The sequence below is a fragment of the Vibrio rumoiensis 1S-45 genome (assembly GCF_000286955.2).
GTDB classification, from domain to species: Bacteria; Pseudomonadota; Gammaproteobacteria; order Enterobacterales; family Vibrionaceae; genus Vibrio; species Vibrio rumoiensis_A.
The window spans coordinates 1-17,470 of the sequence record NZ_AJYK02000090.1; the positions used below are offsets into that span (position 1 = coordinate 1).

21 protein-coding genes are annotated in these 17,470 nt (G+C 39.3%); 16 read left to right on the forward strand and 5 right to left on the reverse strand.

What is annotated here, in order from left to right:
• Window positions 1–243 precede the first annotated feature (243 nt).
• Window positions 244–1,350: a S1 family peptidase gene (locus A1QC_RS12650; protein ID WP_017025682.1), complete on the forward strand. Its 1,107-nt coding sequence runs from the start codon at window positions 244–246 to the stop codon at window positions 1,348–1,350.
• Window positions 1,351–1,476: 126 nt separating this feature from the next.
• On the opposite strand, the gene A1QC_RS12655 is transcribed toward A1QC_RS12650, so the two are convergent.
• Window positions 1,477–1,977 (reverse strand): CreA family protein, encoded by a 501-nt coding sequence (locus A1QC_RS12655; protein WP_017025683.1) that lies wholly within the window; start codon window positions 1,975–1,977, stop codon window positions 1,477–1,479.
• A gap of 307 nt (window positions 1,978–2,284) precedes the next feature.
• Here A1QC_RS12655 and A1QC_RS12660 point away from each other — a divergent pair, with 307 nt between their 5' ends.
• Window positions 2,285–2,809, forward strand: a complete 525-nt coding sequence (locus tag A1QC_RS12660) for a hypothetical protein (RefSeq protein ID WP_017025684.1) — start codon at window positions 2,285–2,287, stop codon at window positions 2,807–2,809.
• Between the two features lie 176 nt (window positions 2,810–2,985).
• On the forward strand, window positions 2,986–3,636 hold the full coding sequence (yieH, locus tag A1QC_RS12665; protein WP_017025685.1) for a 6-phosphogluconate phosphatase: 651 nt from the start codon (window positions 2,986–2,988) through the stop codon (window positions 3,634–3,636).
• A 95-nt stretch (window positions 3,637–3,731) separates the two neighbouring features.
• Here the strand turns inward: yieH and A1QC_RS15475 are convergent, their stop codons facing one another.
• A complete protein-coding gene (locus A1QC_RS15475; RefSeq protein ID WP_141706016.1) occupies window positions 3,732–3,935 on the reverse strand; it encodes a hypothetical protein in 204 nt (67 codons plus the stop codon).
• Between the two features lie 253 nt (window positions 3,936–4,188).
• A complete protein-coding gene (locus A1QC_RS12670) occupies window positions 4,189–5,286 on the reverse strand; it encodes a mechanosensitive ion channel family protein (RefSeq protein ID WP_017025686.1) in 1,098 nt (365 codons plus the stop codon).
• Window positions 5,287–5,779: 493 nt separating this feature from the next.
• On the opposite strand from A1QC_RS12670, the gene A1QC_RS12675 reads away from it, so the two are divergent.
• The 10 genes from A1QC_RS12675 (at window position 5,780) to A1QC_RS12720 (ending at window position 12,596) form a co-directional block, all read left to right on the forward strand.
• Window positions 5,780–6,442 carry a potassium channel family protein gene (locus tag A1QC_RS12675; RefSeq protein WP_017025687.1) on the forward strand — a complete coding sequence of 221 codons (663 nt, stop codon included), beginning with the start codon at window positions 5,780–5,782 and terminating at the stop codon, window positions 6,440–6,442.
• Window positions 6,443–6,452: 10 nt separating this feature from the next.
• Window positions 6,453–7,820, forward strand: coding sequence for a TrkH family potassium uptake protein (locus A1QC_RS12680; protein WP_017025688.1), 1,368 nt, complete (start codon window positions 6,453–6,455; stop codon window positions 7,818–7,820).
• A 59-nt stretch (window positions 7,821–7,879) separates the two neighbouring features.
• On the forward strand, window positions 7,880–8,278 hold the full coding sequence (locus A1QC_RS12685) for a YccF domain-containing protein (protein WP_017025689.1): 399 nt from the start codon (window positions 7,880–7,882) through the stop codon (window positions 8,276–8,278).
• A 54-nt stretch (window positions 8,279–8,332) separates the two neighbouring features.
• The gene (locus A1QC_RS12690) at window positions 8,333–8,740 is read left to right on the forward strand and encodes an OsmC family protein (protein WP_017025691.1); all 408 of its coding nucleotides are present in this window, start codon (window positions 8,333–8,335) and stop codon (window positions 8,738–8,740) included.
• 146 nt (window positions 8,741–8,886) lie between these two features.
• On the forward strand, window positions 8,887–9,048 hold the full coding sequence (locus tag A1QC_RS12695; protein ID WP_017025693.1) for a YqaE/Pmp3 family membrane protein: 162 nt from the start codon (window positions 8,887–8,889) through the stop codon (window positions 9,046–9,048).
• A 238-nt stretch (window positions 9,049–9,286) separates the two neighbouring features.
• Entirely contained in the window at window positions 9,287–10,000 is a 714-nt protein-coding gene (phnR, locus tag A1QC_RS12700; protein ID WP_017025694.1) for a phosphonate utilization transcriptional regulator PhnR, read from the forward strand.
• 35 nt (window positions 10,001–10,035) lie between these two features.
• Entirely contained in the window at window positions 10,036–10,566 is a 531-nt protein-coding gene (locus A1QC_RS12705) for an NUDIX hydrolase (RefSeq protein WP_017025695.1), read from the forward strand.
• Window positions 10,567–10,667: 101 nt separating this feature from the next.
• Complete coding sequence (locus A1QC_RS12710; protein WP_050990330.1) at window positions 10,668–11,516, forward strand: tetratricopeptide repeat protein; 849 nt, start codon at window positions 10,668–10,670, stop codon at window positions 11,514–11,516.
• A gap of 28 nt (window positions 11,517–11,544) precedes the next feature.
• Window positions 11,545–12,285, forward strand: coding sequence for an AzlC family ABC transporter permease (locus tag A1QC_RS12715; protein ID WP_017025697.1), 741 nt, complete (start codon window positions 11,545–11,547; stop codon window positions 12,283–12,285).
• The gene (locus A1QC_RS12720; RefSeq protein ID WP_017025698.1) at window positions 12,285–12,596 is read left to right on the forward strand and encodes an AzlD domain-containing protein; all 312 of its coding nucleotides are present in this window, start codon (window positions 12,285–12,287) and stop codon (window positions 12,594–12,596) included. The genes A1QC_RS12715 and A1QC_RS12720 overlap by 1 nt, the downstream gene beginning before the upstream one ends.
• A gap of 119 nt (window positions 12,597–12,715) precedes the next feature.
• On the opposite strand, the gene A1QC_RS12725 is transcribed toward A1QC_RS12720, so the two are convergent.
• A complete protein-coding gene (locus tag A1QC_RS12725) occupies window positions 12,716–13,852 on the reverse strand; it encodes a DUF3541 domain-containing protein (protein ID WP_017025699.1) in 1,137 nt (378 codons plus the stop codon).
• A gap of 264 nt (window positions 13,853–14,116) precedes the next feature.
• Here A1QC_RS12725 and A1QC_RS12730 point away from each other — a divergent pair, with 264 nt between their 5' ends.
• Window positions 14,117–14,860, forward strand: coding sequence for a phosphatase (locus tag A1QC_RS12730; RefSeq protein WP_017025700.1), 744 nt, complete (start codon window positions 14,117–14,119; stop codon window positions 14,858–14,860).
• Window positions 14,861–14,876: 16 nt separating this feature from the next.
• On the opposite strand, the gene A1QC_RS12735 is transcribed toward A1QC_RS12730, so the two are convergent.
• Complete coding sequence (locus tag A1QC_RS12735) at window positions 14,877–15,788, reverse strand: LysR family transcriptional regulator (protein WP_017025701.1); 912 nt, start codon at window positions 15,786–15,788, stop codon at window positions 14,877–14,879.
• Window positions 15,789–15,976: 188 nt separating this feature from the next.
• Here A1QC_RS12735 and A1QC_RS12740 point away from each other — a divergent pair, with 188 nt between their 5' ends.
• Both A1QC_RS12740 and A1QC_RS12745 read left to right on the forward strand, forming a co-directional pair.
• A complete protein-coding gene (locus A1QC_RS12740) occupies window positions 15,977–17,173 on the forward strand; it encodes a glycine C-acetyltransferase (RefSeq protein WP_017025702.1) in 1,197 nt (398 codons plus the stop codon).
• Window positions 17,174–17,197: 24 nt separating this feature from the next.
• On the forward strand, window positions 17,198–17,470 hold a 273-nt coding region (locus A1QC_RS12745; RefSeq protein WP_039836589.1), incomplete at its 3' end, for an alcohol dehydrogenase catalytic domain-containing protein.

Below are 17,470 nucleotides of genomic sequence, written 5' to 3' on the forward strand. Positions count from 1 at the left end.
AATATACATAATTTTCTTTTCATAATATGGAATCGGTTGCAAAAATTGCCATCTTGATTAGGTTAGTCATTAAGAGGCATTTATATTTCAATGTAAATATAAAAAGTTTTTTAATGTAATGAGACTCAATGGACTAATTCTAATCAACGTAGTGGATAAATTAAGCGTTTGGTGCTACCTAGATAGATGAGATAAGGGGTTTCTAGTTTTTAACGGACAAATTAATCATGTGGGTAATGGGATATGGAATTTCCTAGAAGAAGTAAAAAACACAATAAGTTGATTAGTGGTATTGTCGCAAGTTGCCTTGGCTGTGCTGTATCAGCTTATGCGGATGAAAAGGTATCTATTGTCCCTTATATCGTGAATGGCAGTGAAGCTCAAATCAGTGACTACCCTTATATGGGGTTACTAACCCTTAATTTTTTAGATGCTCAGGATCCTAGGATATTTACTTTTTGCGGAGGAACACTACTAAACGAGCGGTATGTATTAACAGCAGCGCATTGCGTATTTGCCGAAAGCGAAGGTAAAAAAACAGAATTTCAACGCTTAGAAGTGGCATTTAATATTCAAACTATTTCAACGGATGCATCTGTTGCAAGTAACCGCCATGCGGCGCAGGCAATTTATTATCCAGATAACTACAATAATACGAGCTTTCAAAATGATATTGCAATTATAAAATTAGAGAAGCCCGTTCCTTCTAGCTTAGTGCCTGCAAACAGCTATGTGAAACTTGCTGGCTCTGAAAGCTACCGTGATTCCAGCTTTCCTTTTACGTTGATTGGCTATGGTAATACCGCACCAGATATCGCGGTAGCACCAGGGGAAACGAACGAGTCCGATACCTTGAACAAAGTCGCGATGAGTTATTTAGAGACAGCTCAATGTGAAAACTCATTTACTGATAGCAATATTACAGACAGTCAATTTTGTGCAACTGGAAAAATCATGAATGATTTACGCTCCGGTGGTTGCCAAGGCGATTCTGGTGGGCCGCTGTTATTTGATGACGCTGGGCAATTGTATCAAGCAGGTATTGTTAGCTTCGGCCCTGAGATATGTGGAAACCCATTGATAGAAGTGCAAAGCGTTTATACAGAAGTGGCGGATTATAGCGATTGGATTGCTAGTGTTCTGAATGGTTCTGAAGCGCCAAAGCAAGAAATCTCTGGTATTAGTTTTGATGGCCCTGACAGTGACGGTACGCTTCCTCCTGTTGATGCCGGGAGTGGTGGTGATATCGAAGTTGATTCCGGAGGCGGTGGCGGCGGTAGTTTCGGTGGTTTAACACTGTTAGTGCTTGGTCTATTAGGCTGGAATCGCAGAAGAGCCCTTAATATTTAATATTATCTTTTAAATATTCCAGCAAAGAAAACGCCCATGCTATTTAAGCGTGGGCGTTGTTGTATTTGTTGGGCTGTGATAAAGCTTAAGTTGCTATAAAACCAAACTTATTAAGCACACACTGAATTAGCTGTTGTCTTGCGTTGCTAATTTTTCAGCATCGAGTTGGGCTTGTGTTTTATATGCTTTCGTGTTCCATAACGGAACGGTAGATAAGCTGTGCTTGTAGCTGCCTTCGGTTTCTTTCGTACTGTAAGAAAGGTAAAGCAGTGTTTGTGAACTTTCATCGAAAATACGACGAATCTTTAAAGTTTTGAATAAAACACTCTTTGACTTTTTAAAGACAATTTCACCTGATTTTGATTTATCAATGCTATCAATCATCTCAGGTGTAATATCACCTGTTTGACGGCAAGATATCCCCATATCTGACGGGTCTGCAAAATCCAAATTGGCTTCCACACTTGATATGTGACAAGTCACACCCGTGACAATTGGATCGGTTAAAACTTCAATTTTGATATCTTTGGTTGTGAAGATACCTAATGAAACGTCACCAACTTCATTAGAATCACAAGCACTGAGTGATAATGCGATGCAAGAGACTAAGGCAATTTTTTTAATCATTTTCCTTTCCTTTGGAATGAATGAAATTCTAAATAAATGAACCATAATGATTCGATAACGAGAAAGCTGAGTTATGCCCTCGAACCAAATAAGGGTAAGTTCAATTTGCTTTGAGTATGAATAAAGTTTATCACAGCAACCATGAAAAGATGATTTTGATGATAAAAAAATCCAGAAAAATAAGATGGTTAATAATCTTAAGGCATACAAGTAAAAGGTTTTGCTGCTAGCCGTGATAACTTGCAACTGTTAGGATACATTACTCATGCCACCTATTGAAAGCCGCAGAAGTGAGCTAAGGTAAAATATGCAATCTCAAGTCGAAAGTTACATTAACGATAAAAACCGATGGCTCACAGGACAGGTTGATGTTGAATTTCCAACCCCTCAGAGTATTGATGGCCGAGATTTGTATTTAAAAAAACAACAAACCAAAGAATATGTTTGTAATGAATGGGCCGATTTACTTAAGCCACAACCGTGGTTACATGAAGTGATTTTGGTTGATTTTCATCGTTTGACGATCATGTTTTCTGTTTTGCAAGCGACACAGTGGGCGGATGATGTGGAAGCAGAGAAACTGATTATCGAATTCTTAACTCAAATTATATTAAGCGATGAATATCAGTTGTATATAGGGATTGTTGATAGCAAACCAGTAACAGCTTTAATCGGTAAACAAGATACTGAAAATAACGTGACCTTATTCAGTGACATTGTGATTGCGCCTGAATTCCAAAGAGAAAAAGAATCAAGTGATGTGATCTCTGACATGCTGCGCTATTTAATAGAGCAAGAAAAAACCACTGAAAAGGTTATCTATTCCATTTAAGGTGTAAAAGCATAGTGTATATAAAGATAAAATGAAATTTATAAGGTTTAGATAGTGATCTTGTCTGAAAATATAAATCTTAGTTTTGTTTGATTTAACACAATGTTTATTGGCTACTGTCTTTTTTTTCTTTTAAAAGAGAAACTTCATTCATCGATTATGAGTGGGGTGCTCAGATGAACAAGGATAATATTAAATGTGTCATTTTTGACTGTGATGGCACATTGGTCGACAGTGAAAGTTTAAGTTGCCAAGCTCTAGTGGATGTTTTTTCTAGTTATGGTGCTGATATCAGTTTTGATGAATGTATGGCGAACTTTCAAGGTGGGAAAATGTTCGACATTCTGAAAGAAACCAGCAATAGAGCAGGCTTAACAATTCCTATGGGTATCCTCGAACCCAAGTATCGTCAACATGTTCGACAATTATTTGATAAAAAATTAAAGCCAGTTTTAGGCGCACTTGAAGTGGTTGAATATTTAACTCAGCAAGAGATTGCCGTTTGTGTTGCGTCCAATGGGCCGACGAGCAAAATGGAACATTCATTAGCGTTAACTGGCATGCTGCCATTGTTTAAAAATAAAATTTTTAGTGCTTTTGATATTAACTGTTGGAAGCCAGAACCTGACATTTTGATGTACGCAGCGATGCAGATGGGCTTTTTAATCGAAGAGTGTCTATTTGTTGATGATACGGAGAATGGTGTGTGGGCTGGTATTAATGCCAATATAAAAACCATTCATTACTGCCCAAATCATAATTATAAAATTGAACATCCTTTAGTCGAGCATATTGCACATTTATCTGATCTTAAACAGTATTTTTGATGTGCAGTATCAATATACCGTGATGCTTCTAATACTAGCTATATTTACAGTGGCATGGTGAACATAGTCAATGTTGGCTGCTGTGTGTTTTACGATCAGTGCAATACTGAGGCTCTATGTAAGTGACTAAATGATGATGCAGTATGAGATTCTGATTTTAGAGGTACAACACCACACTCTATACAGAGTAGATCATCGCCATCACTTGACAATAAAAATTCCTCGCTCGCACAGATAGGGCAGTTGCAAATATCCCAATCGATATCCATAACGGATGATTTACCTGTAGGTTTCTTCATAATTATGCCCTCTGTCGTTACTAACAAGTATGGGTGTTCGACAGTATCGTTGTATAGATCTTGTATTTATATCTTTCAAGAAACGAATGAGTCTACAAGAAATAGGTTATGTTAATCTGCCTTGTTACATTTATCTGAGTGGGATGTCTCAAAATTACCCATTATATAGACATTGATGTTTCAAGGCTGATACTCAAAGACGTATATATTGTAACTCTCACCGAATGGTGATGAAATCAGAAAAGTCTGATTTTTAATCTTGATTATCTTCAGTTTTATCCTCTTGTTGTGCTGAGTTCATAAGAAGTGTTCGTGTTGGGAAAGCAACGTCTGCACCGTGTTTGTGAATGATTTTCATTGTTTCTAGTAGTACATTTTGTTTGACCTCATGGTAGCGAACCCATTCGACTGTTTTGGTAAAAGCGTAAATAAAGAAATCGAGTGATGATGGGCCAAAAGTATTAAAATTCACAATAATGGTTTGACGAGAATCAATCGCAGGGTGGTTTTTTACCATTTGAGTCACTTCTTCAATAATGGCGTCTACTTTCTGAGCATCTTGATAGCGAAGCCCAATGGTTTCATTAATACGGCGGTTATGCATTCGAGATGGGTTTTCTACTACAATGTTACTAAAAATAGCGTTAGGTACGTAAAGAGGACGTTTATCGAACGTGCGTATAATCGTCATTCTCCATCCAATTTTTTCAACGGTACCTTCAATGTTTCTATCTGGTGATCGAACCCAATCCCCAACTTTGAATGGTCGGTCAAGATAGACCATCATGCCACCGAAGAAATTAGATAAGAGATCTTTGGCCGCCAAACCGACAATCAGCCCTCCAACGCCTCCAAACGTTAGTAAGCCAGATAAGCTTAATCCCAAGGTTTGCATGACTGTCATGGCACCGATGATGAAGATGATGATTCTAGACAGCTTAGAGAGAGCATGAACGGTTGTTTCATCTCGCTTGTTTTTGCGAATTACAACCGCTTCAACATTGCTGATTAAGCGAAATAAAGTCCAGATGACCAAAGTAATGCCAAATAATATCTGGATGGTTTCAATCCAAGCGATGGGTCTGTCGAACACATCTTCAAGTAAGACACTGATACCAATACTCATTGGCCAGCCCCAAATCAAGGTGCTGATAGGCGCTTTTAAAGAATGCACGATGATGTCATCCCACTGAAGAGCGGTGCGATCAGTTATTCCTACCAGTCGAGCGTAAACAACGCGCCATATAATCCAAATAATGAAACTAAAAAGAGCAATGGCTAGTAAATCTGTGACCCAATTGTAAGAGTGTTCCGTAATGAAACTTTCTACGTTATCAATAAGTTCTTTCATCTCAATTAATACGCCTTATGTTTGAATTAAAAGGCAGGCTTATTGCCCTTTTTGAGCGATGTCGCCATGCGGATAGCCTAGTGGTTAGATTGGTCAACATACTGGGCTTTGCTTGATTTTCAGTTTAAGTCGCTTCAAGTGCTTTTAGTGGTCAACCTAACAAAAATCACGGTCTATTCCTACTCTTTACTATAAATCTAGGCTATCGTTTGATTAGTTTAAGTGTCAGTAACTTATGATTTTTCTTTTTCAGTTAGAAATTTGATAACAAAAATTCAATCAATGGTAGAAAAAGAGACTTAGTTCAAAAATAGTTTGGAATTTTACTTAATAATGGTTTGGTGTTTAAGTGAATTGTTGTTAGGGTCATCATAATTTTGGTTCTCTATTACATGTTTTAGCATGAGTTAATAAAGTACTCAGTTGAATGGTGTTTATTTATCTATCTAGTTTGGATAACTAGCATCAACAATTTAAAAGGCAATATAAAAGTATGAAGTCTTCGAATAAACAATTTGCAGTTATTGGGTTAGGGCGCTTTGGGCGTGCGGTATGTGAAGAGCTATGCGAATCAGGCGCTGAAGTGTTGGCGGTTGATATTGATGAAGATAGAGTGAAGTTAATATCGAATATCACCACCAACGCAATTGTTGCGAACTGTTCAAATGAAGAAACCGTACAAGAGTTAAAATTAGATGAATATGACATGGTCATGGTTGCCATTGGCTCGGATGTAAATGCGAGTATTTTAACCACTTTAGTAGTGAAAGAATCGGGCTCTAAAAACGTTTGGGTGAAAGCAAATGATCGTTTTCATGCCAAGATTTTACAGAAGATTGGCGCAGATCATGTGATATTACCTGAAAGGGATATGGGCATTCGTGTCGCACATAAAATGCTAGACCGCCGAGTGTTTGATTTTCACGATATTGGCAGTGGGTTAGCCATTAGTGAAATTGTTATTGCTTTGAAAAACATGGGTAAGCAACTGGGTGACTTGTCGTTGTGCCAAGATCCTGAGATGAAGGTGTTGGCGATTAAGCGTGGGTCAGAAATTATAGACTCACCAGAATATGACACGAAGTTGGAGATGGGCGATATTCTCTTTATTATTGGCCCTCAAAAATCGATGAGTCATCGAATAAAATCAATGTGATGAAGCTATTATGAAATTATTTGGGACTCGAAGTACGGTCTTTACCATTAAGCAAGATGGTGAAAATAAGGGTTGGTCTGAACCTAAAATAATCTTAGGCAGTTTTATTTCCATTTTGGTACCTGCTGCGGTATTACTGACATTACCGGTCTTTTCCGTTTCTGGGCTCTCTTTTAGCGATGCATTATTTACCGCGACATCGGCCATTAGTGTGACTGGATTAGGTGTTGTTGATACTGGCACGCATTTTACGGTAGAAGGGCAAATTTTATTAATGTTGCTGATGCAAATTGGCGGATTAGGTCAAATGACGTTGTCTGCGGTTTTGCTCTATCTGTTTGGTGTTCGCTTGAGTTTAAAGCAACAAGCAGTCGCTAAGGAAGCTTTGGGACAAAATAGAAATGTAAACATTAAAATGCTGGTGAAAAAGATTATTGTCTTTGCCTTTGTCGCCGAAATGATAGGGATGGCGGTGCTTGCTTGCACTTGGGTGCCTGAATTAGGTTGGGGGAAAGGGCTTTATTATTCTTTATTCCATGCCATATCAGCTTTTAATAATGCAGGGTTCTCATTGTTTTCAGACAGCATTATGAATTATGTCTCGACTCCGTCGGTGGTAATTCCGTTAGCGGGCTTATTCATTTTTGGCGGCCTTGGATTTACGGTTGTTGCTGATGTTAGTGCTAATTGGAGGCGTGGTTTTCGAGGCTTTAATCTACATACCAAGATTATGCTCACAGCCACTCCTGTGTTGTTATTGTTCGGTACGGTAATGTTTTGGCTTTTAGAGCACAATAACCCAACGACAATGGGACATTTAAGTACGGAAGGTCAATGGCTTGCTGCCTTTTTTCAATCGGCCACAGCACGTACTGCGGGCTTTAATAGTATTGATATCGCACACCTTACCCAACCCGCACTTTTGATTATGATTGTATTAATGCTGATTGGTGCTGGTTCTGCGTCTACTGGTGGTGGTATTAAAGTATCAACCTTCGTCGTTGCCGCTGTTGCAACTTGGGCATTCTTACGACAAAAGCAACATGTAGTGATGTTTAAACGAACGGTAAGCTGGCCGAAAGTCACGCGTTCATTGGCGATTATTGTGGTCAGTGGTATTATCCTTACAGGTTCGATGTTTTTATTGATGCTGACTGAAAAAGCAAGCTTTGATAAAGTTCTGTTTGAGACAATTTCAGCTTTCGCAACCGTGGGGCTAACTGCAGGTTTAACCGCGCAACTTTCAGAGCCAGGTAAGTACATCATGGTGGTGATAATGATCATTGGGCGTATTGGGCCGTTAACATTGGCTTATATGTTAGCAAAGCCCAACCCAACATTATTAAAATACCCAGAAGATAACGTACTAACTGGTTAATTAAAATTTTATAAAGTAAGCCTTAATAGGCTTGCTTTTCTGTAAACAAAGAGGTTCTCATGCGCACGATTGGTAATATTTTATGGTTTTTGCTTGGTGGCGTTTTCATGGGCTTGTTCTGGTGGATCGCAGGGTTATTCTGCATCATTAGTATTATCTGCATACCTTGGGCTAAATCTTGTTTTGTGATTGGTACGTTTACTTTTTTCCCTTTCGGCAAAGAAGCGGTTAAACGTAGCGAATTAAGCTTTAAAGAAGATGTTGGAACCGGGTTTTTAGGTATGATCGGTAATGTTGTCTGGTTTGTTTTTGCTGGTGTTTGGCTGGCGATTGGACATTTAACGTCTGCAGTAGCTTGCTTTGTGACCATTATAGGTATTCCGTTTGGCATTCAACATATTAAATTGGCTGTGATTTCACTTGCTCCAATTGGCCAAACGATCATTAAGAAATATTAGTTATGCCAGTGACTTTGGGCTACTCATATATTCATTTATTGTTTTGAGGTTGTCATGCAAGCAGAAGTAAAATGGATCGATGGTTTTCAGTTTATTGGAGAGTCCCAATCGGGCCATTCTATCATTATGGATGGTAATGGCGGGAAAACAGGCCCAAGCCCGATGGAAATGGTGCTGATGGGGGCCGGTGGTTGCAGCTCTGTTGATGTGATTGATGGATTAAAATCGGCTAATCAAATGGTTTTAAATTGTGTGGCTAAATTAACCACAAAACGCCGTGAAACTGCACCACGTATTTTTACCCAGATGAATATTCATTTTGAAGTATCGGGAATCGATCTTGATGAAGCAATTGTTGCTCAGGTGGCTAAAGATTCGCTAGAAAAGTATTGTTCTGTTTGTTTGATGCTTGGTGAGGCTGTGAAAATGACACATAGTTGGGAAATTATAAAGCATAAATAGTGTAATTAATGAACAATCTGATTTGTTTGGCAAAGTAATTGAAAACTTTGACTTTAAATTGAAAATTAGATTGATTTATTGCGGTAAATTAGCTTTACTTTTTGAAGTGAAAAGCATTTTTAATAAAATTATAAAGGAGATTGTTGATGGACAATAAATTAGTTGCGATTATTTTAGCGGTACTATTACCACCTGTAGCTGTATTTTTGAAGAGCGGTGTAGGCAAAGATTTATTCATTAACATTGTGTTATGTTTCTTGTTCTTCTTCCCTGCTATGATTCATGCATTGTGGATAGTGACCAAGTAGTCGATTGTCGTAAAATAACCAAATGAAATGATCGGTTTAAGTATCGTTTGTTAACATTTATAAACGCCTCGTGCCTATGCTCGAGGCGTTTTTGTATATGCTTCAGCTTGAAGTAGATAAGTGTTAATGCATCCTTTAACATTGTTGCAAGCTACTAAATTCAAGTAAAAGAAAACTGGTATATACCTTAAAGAATTCGTATAAAGAATACAGGTTTCTATTTAAGTGAGGAAAGCGTGTGCAATACGTAAAAATTAAAGATGCGATTGTTGAGCAGATTGATTCAGGTATGTTAACACCAAGGCAAAAATTGCCATCGGAGCGAAAATTAGCAGAATCATTTGATACTACTCGTGTCACTTTACGTGAGGCGCTTTCTTTACTTGAAGCGGAAGGTAAAATTTATCGAGAAGATCGTAGAGGTTGGTTTATTTCACCTGAACCATTGGTGTATGACCCGACTCAAGCGTTAAATTTTACTAACATGGCACTTATTCAAAACAGAGTGCCAGAAACACAGCTTATTTCAGCGAAATCAATGTTAGCCAATAAGCAAGCGGCAACGTTATTGAACTTGGCACCTTTTGCCGATGTGTATCGTTTCGATCGCGTGAGGTACCTTGATGGGAGACCAGTTGTTTTTGTCACCAACTTTGTGCGCCCTGATATTTTTCCAAAACTGTTAAGTCATGATTTAAGCTTATCGTTAACTGAACTTTACCGTGAGCATTATGGGCAAGTGTATCAACGGATCCGCTATCGAGTCAGTACTACTTCGCTATTAGGCAATATCGCTCAATCGCTTCGTGCAGCCACCGGAAGCCCAGCAACACTTGTTGAACGTGTGAATTTTAACAATAAGGGAGAATTAATTTCTTGCGACCTAGAATATTGGCGACATGATGCGATGTGTATCGAGTCGGTTGCAGAATTAACAACCGAAAACTGTTAAAATTATAATTCGTTTTCAACTGAACCATTATTTTTATGAAATTACTCCGTAGTACCGTTCATCCTGACATTCAGAACCTTGATTCTCAAATCATCACACAACGATTAGCGACACGAGCTATCACCATGCAAGGTGATGATATTTTGTTGTTGTATACAGAGCGATACCACGATTACAGCTTACCTGGTGGCGGCTTAGATGAAGGTGAAGAGCAAGTCGATGGCATGATTCGGGAGCTCGAAGAAGAAACAGGCGCGTTGAGTATTCGAAATGTTCAGCCTTTTGGTTTTTATGAAGAATATCGACCTTGGCATAAAGATAATGCGGATGTCATGCACATGATTTCTTATTGTTATACCTGTAATGTTGATAAAAAACTCGGAAATACTCGATTTGAAAGCCATGAAATCAATAATGGTATGAAGCCAGTTTGGATCAATCTTCATGAAGCGATTGAACATAATTTAAAAACAATTGAATTAAGTGAAAAGAAAGGGATGTCGATAGAAAGGGAAACATTTATTCTGCAAATGATTGCCGACAAGAAACAACAAAAAGAAAGCTAACATATACTTAGTAACCTCAAGATACCGGATTCAAAATTATCTTTTTTGAATGTATATGTTAAGGTCAGTTATTAATGTTTTAAAGGAAGAGAGTCATGATTATGAAATGGATATGGGTTGTTTTGTTATCGTTGTTATCGTTTCAAATTCTGGCTGAGGAAGAAGAACAATACTCACAAACTGAAATGCTCGATCGCCCATTAATGGAGCGATACATTTTAGATGAGCTTAAAGCCTTGCGCATGGATCAACAAGATTTAGAGCGTCGGTTAATCATACAGATTACTGATCGTGAATTAGACGTTGCGGATAAATCGCTTAACTACTCAAATATCACCGTTACTTATTTCTTTTACATTATTGCTGGTGTGGCTTCTTTAGTGGCATTGGTTGGTTGGCAATCTTTAAAAGAAATTAAACACAATACGAAAGAAATGGCGGATAAACGTCTTAATGAAATCACCATGTCTTACGAGAAAAAATTTGGTGCATTAGAACGAGATCTTAAACGTAAAACTCGCATAATTACCGAGAATAACCGTGAGATTGAAATCATTAATGAGGTTCATAACTTGTGGCTTCGTGCGCAAAGTGCGCAAACACCAGAGCAACAAATTGAAACGTATGATGAGATACTGAAAATTCGACCAGGTGATTTGGAAGCGTTAACCCATAAAGCAGACGCGGCAATGGAAATCAACGAATACCATTGGGCGTTAAGTATTTGCAATCGAGTGTTGGAAGTGGATGACAGCAATGGTCATGCTCTTTATCAGCGAGCCTGTGCTTATTCTCGTCTGGGTGCTGAAGAACAAGCCATTAATGATCTTCAATTAGCGATTGAGTCGAGTAATTCTCTACGTGAACTCGCAGCCGATGAAACGGACTTTGAATCTCTGCATGGTAATCCAAGATTTGATGCTTTGATTGAGACGACTGACCCAGTATAACAATGATTATGTAAAGAGATAGATAAACATGGACGCTGTTTCTCGAGAAAGCCGTAATGCGCTCATTTGGCGGGGTGTGCTAGCTATTTCCCCTTTAAGTCTTGCTGTTATTCCTTGGGGGATATTGGCTGGATCTTACGCGATTGATATCGGGCTTACTCCGATAGAAGCTCAAGCGTTATCTGCCATACTATTTGCAGGTGCGGCGCAATTAGTTGCAACGGGTATGTTTGATGCGAATGTAGGCATTTGGACCATGTTAGTAACTACCTTTTTTATCACGTCGCGCCACTTTCTCTACAGCATGTCTATGCGTGAGAAAATCAGTCCTTTATCTACTCGCTGGCGTTTAGTTTTAGGATTTCTACTCACCGATGAATTGTTCGCGGTGTGTGGACATCAAAAACAAAAAGATTTTAATCCTTGGTATGCATTTGGAGCGGGATTGAGTTTCTACCTTGTTTGGAATATTGCCAGTTTTGTCGGTATTGTGGCTGGGAAACAGATACCGAACCTCAACCAATGGGGATTGGAATTTGCTGTAGTCGCAACTTTTATTGCAATTGTGATTCCAACGATAAAAAGTCTACCCATTTTAGTTTCAGTGATCGTTGCATTGATCGCATCGGTATTACTCAGTTATTGGAAAGTGGAAGGAAGTTTGATTATTGCGAGTGTATTGGCGATGGTAGCGGGGTATTTAACTGAAATTAATGGTATTAAAGTACAGAAAAAACCAAGTACACCGGTTAGTGAAGGGAAGGGATAATGATTTTATTATCTATTTTGGCGATGACTACCGTGGTATTTCTGAGTCGATATTTGTTTTTAGAGCCTAAACTACCACTTAAATTGAATCCTACCTTTCAGCGCATTCTAAGTTATTCAAGCCCCGCGGTACTAACTGCTATTTGGGCTCCAATCGTTTTTGTTCATGACGATAAGTTAGCGTTAAGTTTTCATAACCCATATCTGATCGCCGCTGTGCTTGCCGCCGCAGTGGCTTGGAAAACAAAAAATGTTATTGCGACTACGGTGTTGAGTATGGGATGTTTTTTTGCGTTAAATGCGATTCTTTAATGTCTTTTAGAGTGAAATTTCAATATCCATTTTCTTGTGATTTTTTGACTTGTATAATCCATCAATACTTTAGACTAACTAAGATAATGAGGGATTTACTGCTTGTGCTGGAAGACAAGTTATTTTTCCACTAAACCATAAGGAACATTTTTAAACACAGGGGGGTGGTTATTGACTGTTGGAGCATTATGTACTCCTTGCCAATGCAATAACATGATGGCGAGTACATTTCGATGCTCACCTTTTTGTAATTCATAATCACCGTCGGTGGATGGAATCATGTTTTTGTCCATGTCTATAGCATGAGCAATCGTAGCTTGGGTATCGGCAAGTGTTGAGGAATTTAATTTACCCGCCAGCAAATAACTGATACCTACTTCTGCTATAACATCATTCTTAGTACGAGTTAAAATTTGATCAATGTTCTTGTCAAAATAAGTATAAATCCACGCAAATTCTTTAGGATCGACAGGATGCTGATAATATTCTGAAGCTGCAAAAATCAGATGAGTTAAACCATAAATTTTATTGGAAAATTGTTGATCGGATAGTTCTTTATCTTTGCTGTCAGGGTAAGTTTTTTGTAATACAGCAACAAAATCATCAACTACATCTTGCTCACCTAATTGGCGTAGCCAGTACACCTGGTTGGCTAATTGCGCAGCCCAAGCACGAATCATATCGGGATCTGTGGCATATGGTTTAAAGTCGAATTGCCCAAGTAGGCCACGTAGGTGGCTATCGTCTTGGTGTTTTAGGCCATATTCATTGGCTCTCGCCATGGTACTTAGCAAATCAATACCAAGGAATAAATATTCAGGTTTGTCTTTGGTTACTTGATAGCGGAGTTGACTGCGTGGTTTATTTTTTTCTTTATAGGTTTCTAATTTGTCTTCACCGTATTTTTTAGCTTGTTCTTTAGTGTGGACAGTTGCCGCAATATTATTGAGTGTGCTGGCAACCCGAGCCATGTCTGACCACACTGCAGCAGAATATTTAGGGTTTAAAGTCTGGCGGTACATTCTTAAACCATAATGGCCTGCAGTTTCAGCATTTAATGTATACAACTGCTCTTCGAACGTTTTCTTGATAAGCTCCGCATCTTCTTGATAGCGAGTGGCTTGAAGTGCAATAACCGCAGTGCTTGCCTGAGTTTGAGAATCAGCTGTCTTTGCAAAAGCATCATAGGAAAAAGTTACCTGAGCTAAGCCGAGAATGGCGAGAGTAAGAAGTGATGGGGCCTTTTTTCGCTGCATAATTTAGTCCTTTAATCGGCAAGCATATTGGAAGTTAAATGAGTATTGATCATAATTTTAGCTGATATGAAAATTTTGTGTTAAATGATTGAAGAATTAACAAAAATTCAAAGTTAATTCACTTTTAGAGAGGAGACATTCGAGAGGAAATAAGCATTTACAATCCAAATTATTATGATTAATAAAAATGTCATGGGTCTTTTAACCTTTTATACATTACAAATGATATGGTATTAGCATCGAAAAAAGACAGGAGGTGGTTTCATGCAAATTCAAGTTGATACTCATACCCACACTTACGCCAGCGGCCATGCTTACAGCACTCTGATTGAAAACGCCAAGATGGCGAAAGAACACGGCATGAAAATGTTTTGTGCGACAGACCATTCCTCCGCAATGCCGGGTGCACCTCATTACTGGTATTTTAATAATCAAAGAGTAGTTCCTCGATTTTTAGATGAAGTGGCTGTGTTACGTGGTGTCGAGACCAATATTATGAATGAGCAAGGTGAAGTTGATTTACACCCAAGCTCTTATGATCATCTAGATTGGATCATCGCCAGTTTTCACGAAGCGGTATTTCGTCCAGCCGGAAAAGTTGCGCATACTCAAGCCCTGATGAATATTATCAAAAGTGGTAAAATTGATGCGCTTGGTCATTTAGGCAACCCAAATTACGACTTTGATTTTGAAGCGGTCGCCCTGTGCGCCAAAGAGCATAATGTGGCGATTGAGCTGAATAATTCATCATTGAAAGGTGGAAGTCGCGCGGGCAGTGAGGAACGTTGTGAAGCGATTGCACGAGTGGTGAAAGACGTTGGCGGTTATATTACCACCGGCTCTGATGCCCATTTTTGTTATGACCTAGGTAAGTTTGAAAAAGTCAGCGCACTGCTTGATAAAGTCGAGATGCCTAGTGATAAAGTGATCACACATACCCCGCAGCAGTTTCTTGAATTTCTAGCATTAAGAGGCCGTGAGCCGATTGCTGAATTTCAAGGGATGTAAGATCTAGCAACGCTATTTATATCGCCAAATGCTTCACTGCATAATCAATAAACACTCGCAGACGCGTCGGCATGTATTTACTTGGCGCGTACTGCATGGCGATCACGCCGTGATAATTCCCCTTAATCGTCCAATCTTCTAATACCTGAATGACTTCTCCGTTTTGCAGTGCTTCTTTGATCACAAAATCAGGAAAAATTCCGATCCCTAAACCATCTTTAACCCCATTTAAACGCATCTGCGAATGGTTGACGGCATAACGGCCAGAAACGGGAATGGTGTGGGTTTCATTGCCTTGCACGAAGTCCCAAATATGGTCGGTTTTGGTTTCGCCTAGATACAAACAATCGTGCATCGTCAGTTCAGTTGGGTGGTGCGGCGTACCTTTTAACGCTAAATAGTCAGGGCTGGCACACAAGGATAAGTTCACTTTGCCTAACTCTTTCGAAATGAGATTTTCATAAGGGGCATCGGTTAGGCGAAACATAATATCAATGCCTTGTTCCAGCATATTAATGTCACCATCGGACACTTTTAGCTTTAGCTCTATATCTGGATATTGTTGTAAAAATGGCGTGACTAGCGGTTGTAATACAATGCTTAAAAAGGCTTTTGGTGCCGCGACGGTAATAGTGCCAACTGGTTCAGAGTGTTCTTCATTCGACACTTCGATAGCCAGTTGCGCGGCATTTACCATGGCAACCGATTGTTGATAAATCTTTTGCCCAGATTGGGTGATCTGCAAGGTGCGAGTCGTGCGGTCAAATAACTTAACGGATAAAGAGGCTTCTAACCGCGTGATAAGTTTACTTAATGCCGAAGGCGTTACACCAAGCTCTTTGGCTGCTGCGGTAAAACTGCCTTTATTGACCACTAAAATGAAAGTAGCAAGATCAGGTAAAAGAGCAATTAATCGAGAGTTCAACATAAGGCTTCCGTAAGCGACTATTGTTATTCAATAGTGAGTTCAAGTAATAATGAGCTATTTGTGAAATCAATTCACTAATGTTTTTCCACGTGAAGGGATAATAGTATTAAATAGCATGAACTAGAATAGGTGATAGGTTTTTATTGAAAGAATCACTGAAATAACGATTAAAATAAAAAGGATATTCCATGTCTTCTGCATTCTACAGCCAAATTAACCAACAAATTGAAGATGTTAAATCTGAAGGTTTGTACAAATCTGAACGTATTATCACTTCAGCTCAAGCTGCCGCTGTATCTATTTCTACCGGTGAAGAAGTATTGAACTTCTGTGCAAATAACTACCTTGGTCTTGCCAATCACCCAGCGTTGATTGAAGCGGCAAAACAAGGCATGGATGAACATGGCTTTGGGATGGCATCTGTACGTTTCATCTGTGGTACGCAAGATTCACATAAAGAGCTAGAGCGTAAGCTTTCTGATTTCTTAGGCATGGAAGATACCATTCTTTATACATCATGCTTTGATGCGAACACAGGCTTATTTGAAACCATTCTAGGCGCAGAAGATGCGATCATTTCGGATGCATTAAACCATGCTTCAATCATTGATGGTGTGCGTTTATGTAAAGCAAAACGTTTCCGTTACGCCAATAACAACATGGCAGAACTTGAAGAACAATTAATTGCAGCCAATGAAGCAGGTGCTCGTCATAAATTGATCGTGACTGACGGTGTGTTCTCAATGGATGGCGTGGTCGCTAACCTAACGGCTATCTGTGATTTAGCGGATAAATACGACGCATTAGTGATGGTCGATGATTCACATGCGGTTGGTTTTATGGGCGAGAATGGTCGTGGTACGCATGAATACAACGATGTAATGGGCCGAATTGATTTGATTACTGGCACACTTGGTAAAGCAATGGGCGGCGCTTCAGGGGGTTACACTGCAGGTAAAAAAGAAGTGATCGACTGGTTACGTCAGCGTTCTCGTCCGTACTTGTTCTCAAATTCAGTGGCACCTGCAATTGTATCTGCATCCATTCGAGTGATCGATTTATTGGCAGAAAGTAACGATTTACGTGCAAAACTTTGGGAAAACGCTGATCACTTCCGTACTCGCATGACCGCCGCTGGCTTTACCATGGCAGGTGCCGATCACGCGATCATTCCAATCATGTTAGGTGATGCAAAAGTGGCAGCAGAATTTGCAGAGCGAGCGCTTGAAAAAGGCATTTATGTTGTCGGGTTCTCATTCCCAGTTGTGCCAAAAGGCCAAGCACGTATCCGTACCCAAATGTCAGCGGCGCACAGCCGTGAGCAACTTGATCGCGCGATTGATGCTTTCATCGCCGTGGGTAAAGACATGGGCATCATCGCTTAATATATTTCTTCAGGAGCTATCAATATGAAAATTAAAGCACTATCAAAATTAAAGCCTGAAGAAGGCATCTGGATGAATGAAGTTGATATGCCAGAAATGGGTCATAACGACATTCTCATTAAAATTCGTAAAACTGCGATTTGTGGTACTGACGTTCATATCTACAACTGGGATGAATGGTCACAAAATACCATTCCTTACCCAATGGTAGTGGGGCATGAATACGTGGGTGAAGTGGTTGGCATTGGTCAAGAAGTTAAAGGCTTTGAGATTGGCGATCGCGTTTCTGGCGAAGGT

Bases quoted from the DNA above. Each gene is read 5' to 3' on its own strand.
- A1QC_RS12650 (WP_017025682.1), top strand. From the start codon at position 244: ATGGAATTTCCTAGAAGAAGTAAAAAACACAATAAGTTGATTAGTGGT.
- A1QC_RS12655 (WP_017025683.1), bottom strand. From the start codon at position 1,977: ATGATTAAAAAAATTGCCTTAGTCTCTTGCATCGCATTATCACTCAGT.
- A1QC_RS12660 (WP_017025684.1), top strand. From the start codon at position 2,285: ATGCAATCTCAAGTCGAAAGTTACATTAACGATAAAAACCGATGGCTC.
- yieH (WP_017025685.1), top strand. From the start codon at position 2,986: ATGAACAAGGATAATATTAAATGTGTCATTTTTGACTGTGATGGCACA.
- A1QC_RS15475 (WP_141706016.1), bottom strand. From the start codon at position 3,935: ATGAAGAAACCTACAGGTAAATCATCCGTTATGGATATCGATTGGGAT.
- A1QC_RS12670 (WP_017025686.1), bottom strand. From the start codon at position 5,286: ATGAAAGAACTTATTGATAACGTAGAAAGTTTCATTACGGAACACTCT.
- A1QC_RS12675 (WP_017025687.1), top strand. From the start codon at position 5,780: ATGAAGTCTTCGAATAAACAATTTGCAGTTATTGGGTTAGGGCGCTTT.
- A1QC_RS12680 (WP_017025688.1), top strand. From the start codon at position 6,453: ATGAAATTATTTGGGACTCGAAGTACGGTCTTTACCATTAAGCAAGAT.
- A1QC_RS12685 (WP_017025689.1), top strand. From the start codon at position 7,880: ATGCGCACGATTGGTAATATTTTATGGTTTTTGCTTGGTGGCGTTTTC.
- A1QC_RS12690 (WP_017025691.1), top strand. From the start codon at position 8,333: ATGCAAGCAGAAGTAAAATGGATCGATGGTTTTCAGTTTATTGGAGAG.
- A1QC_RS12695 (WP_017025693.1), top strand. From the start codon at position 8,887: ATGGACAATAAATTAGTTGCGATTATTTTAGCGGTACTATTACCACCT.
- A1QC_RS12705 (WP_017025695.1), top strand. From the start codon at position 10,036: ATGAAATTACTCCGTAGTACCGTTCATCCTGACATTCAGAACCTTGAT.
- A1QC_RS12710 (WP_050990330.1), top strand. From the start codon at position 10,668: ATGAAATGGATATGGGTTGTTTTGTTATCGTTGTTATCGTTTCAAATT.
- A1QC_RS12715 (WP_017025697.1), top strand. From the start codon at position 11,545: ATGGACGCTGTTTCTCGAGAAAGCCGTAATGCGCTCATTTGGCGGGGT.
- A1QC_RS12720 (WP_017025698.1), top strand. From the start codon at position 12,285: ATGATTTTATTATCTATTTTGGCGATGACTACCGTGGTATTTCTGAGT.
- A1QC_RS12725 (WP_017025699.1), bottom strand. From the start codon at position 13,852: ATGCAGCGAAAAAAGGCCCCATCACTTCTTACTCTCGCCATTCTCGGC.
- A1QC_RS12730 (WP_017025700.1), top strand. From the start codon at position 14,117: ATGCAAATTCAAGTTGATACTCATACCCACACTTACGCCAGCGGCCAT.
- A1QC_RS12735 (WP_017025701.1), bottom strand. From the start codon at position 15,788: ATGTTGAACTCTCGATTAATTGCTCTTTTACCTGATCTTGCTACTTTC.
- A1QC_RS12740 (WP_017025702.1), top strand. From the start codon at position 15,977: ATGTCTTCTGCATTCTACAGCCAAATTAACCAACAAATTGAAGATGTT.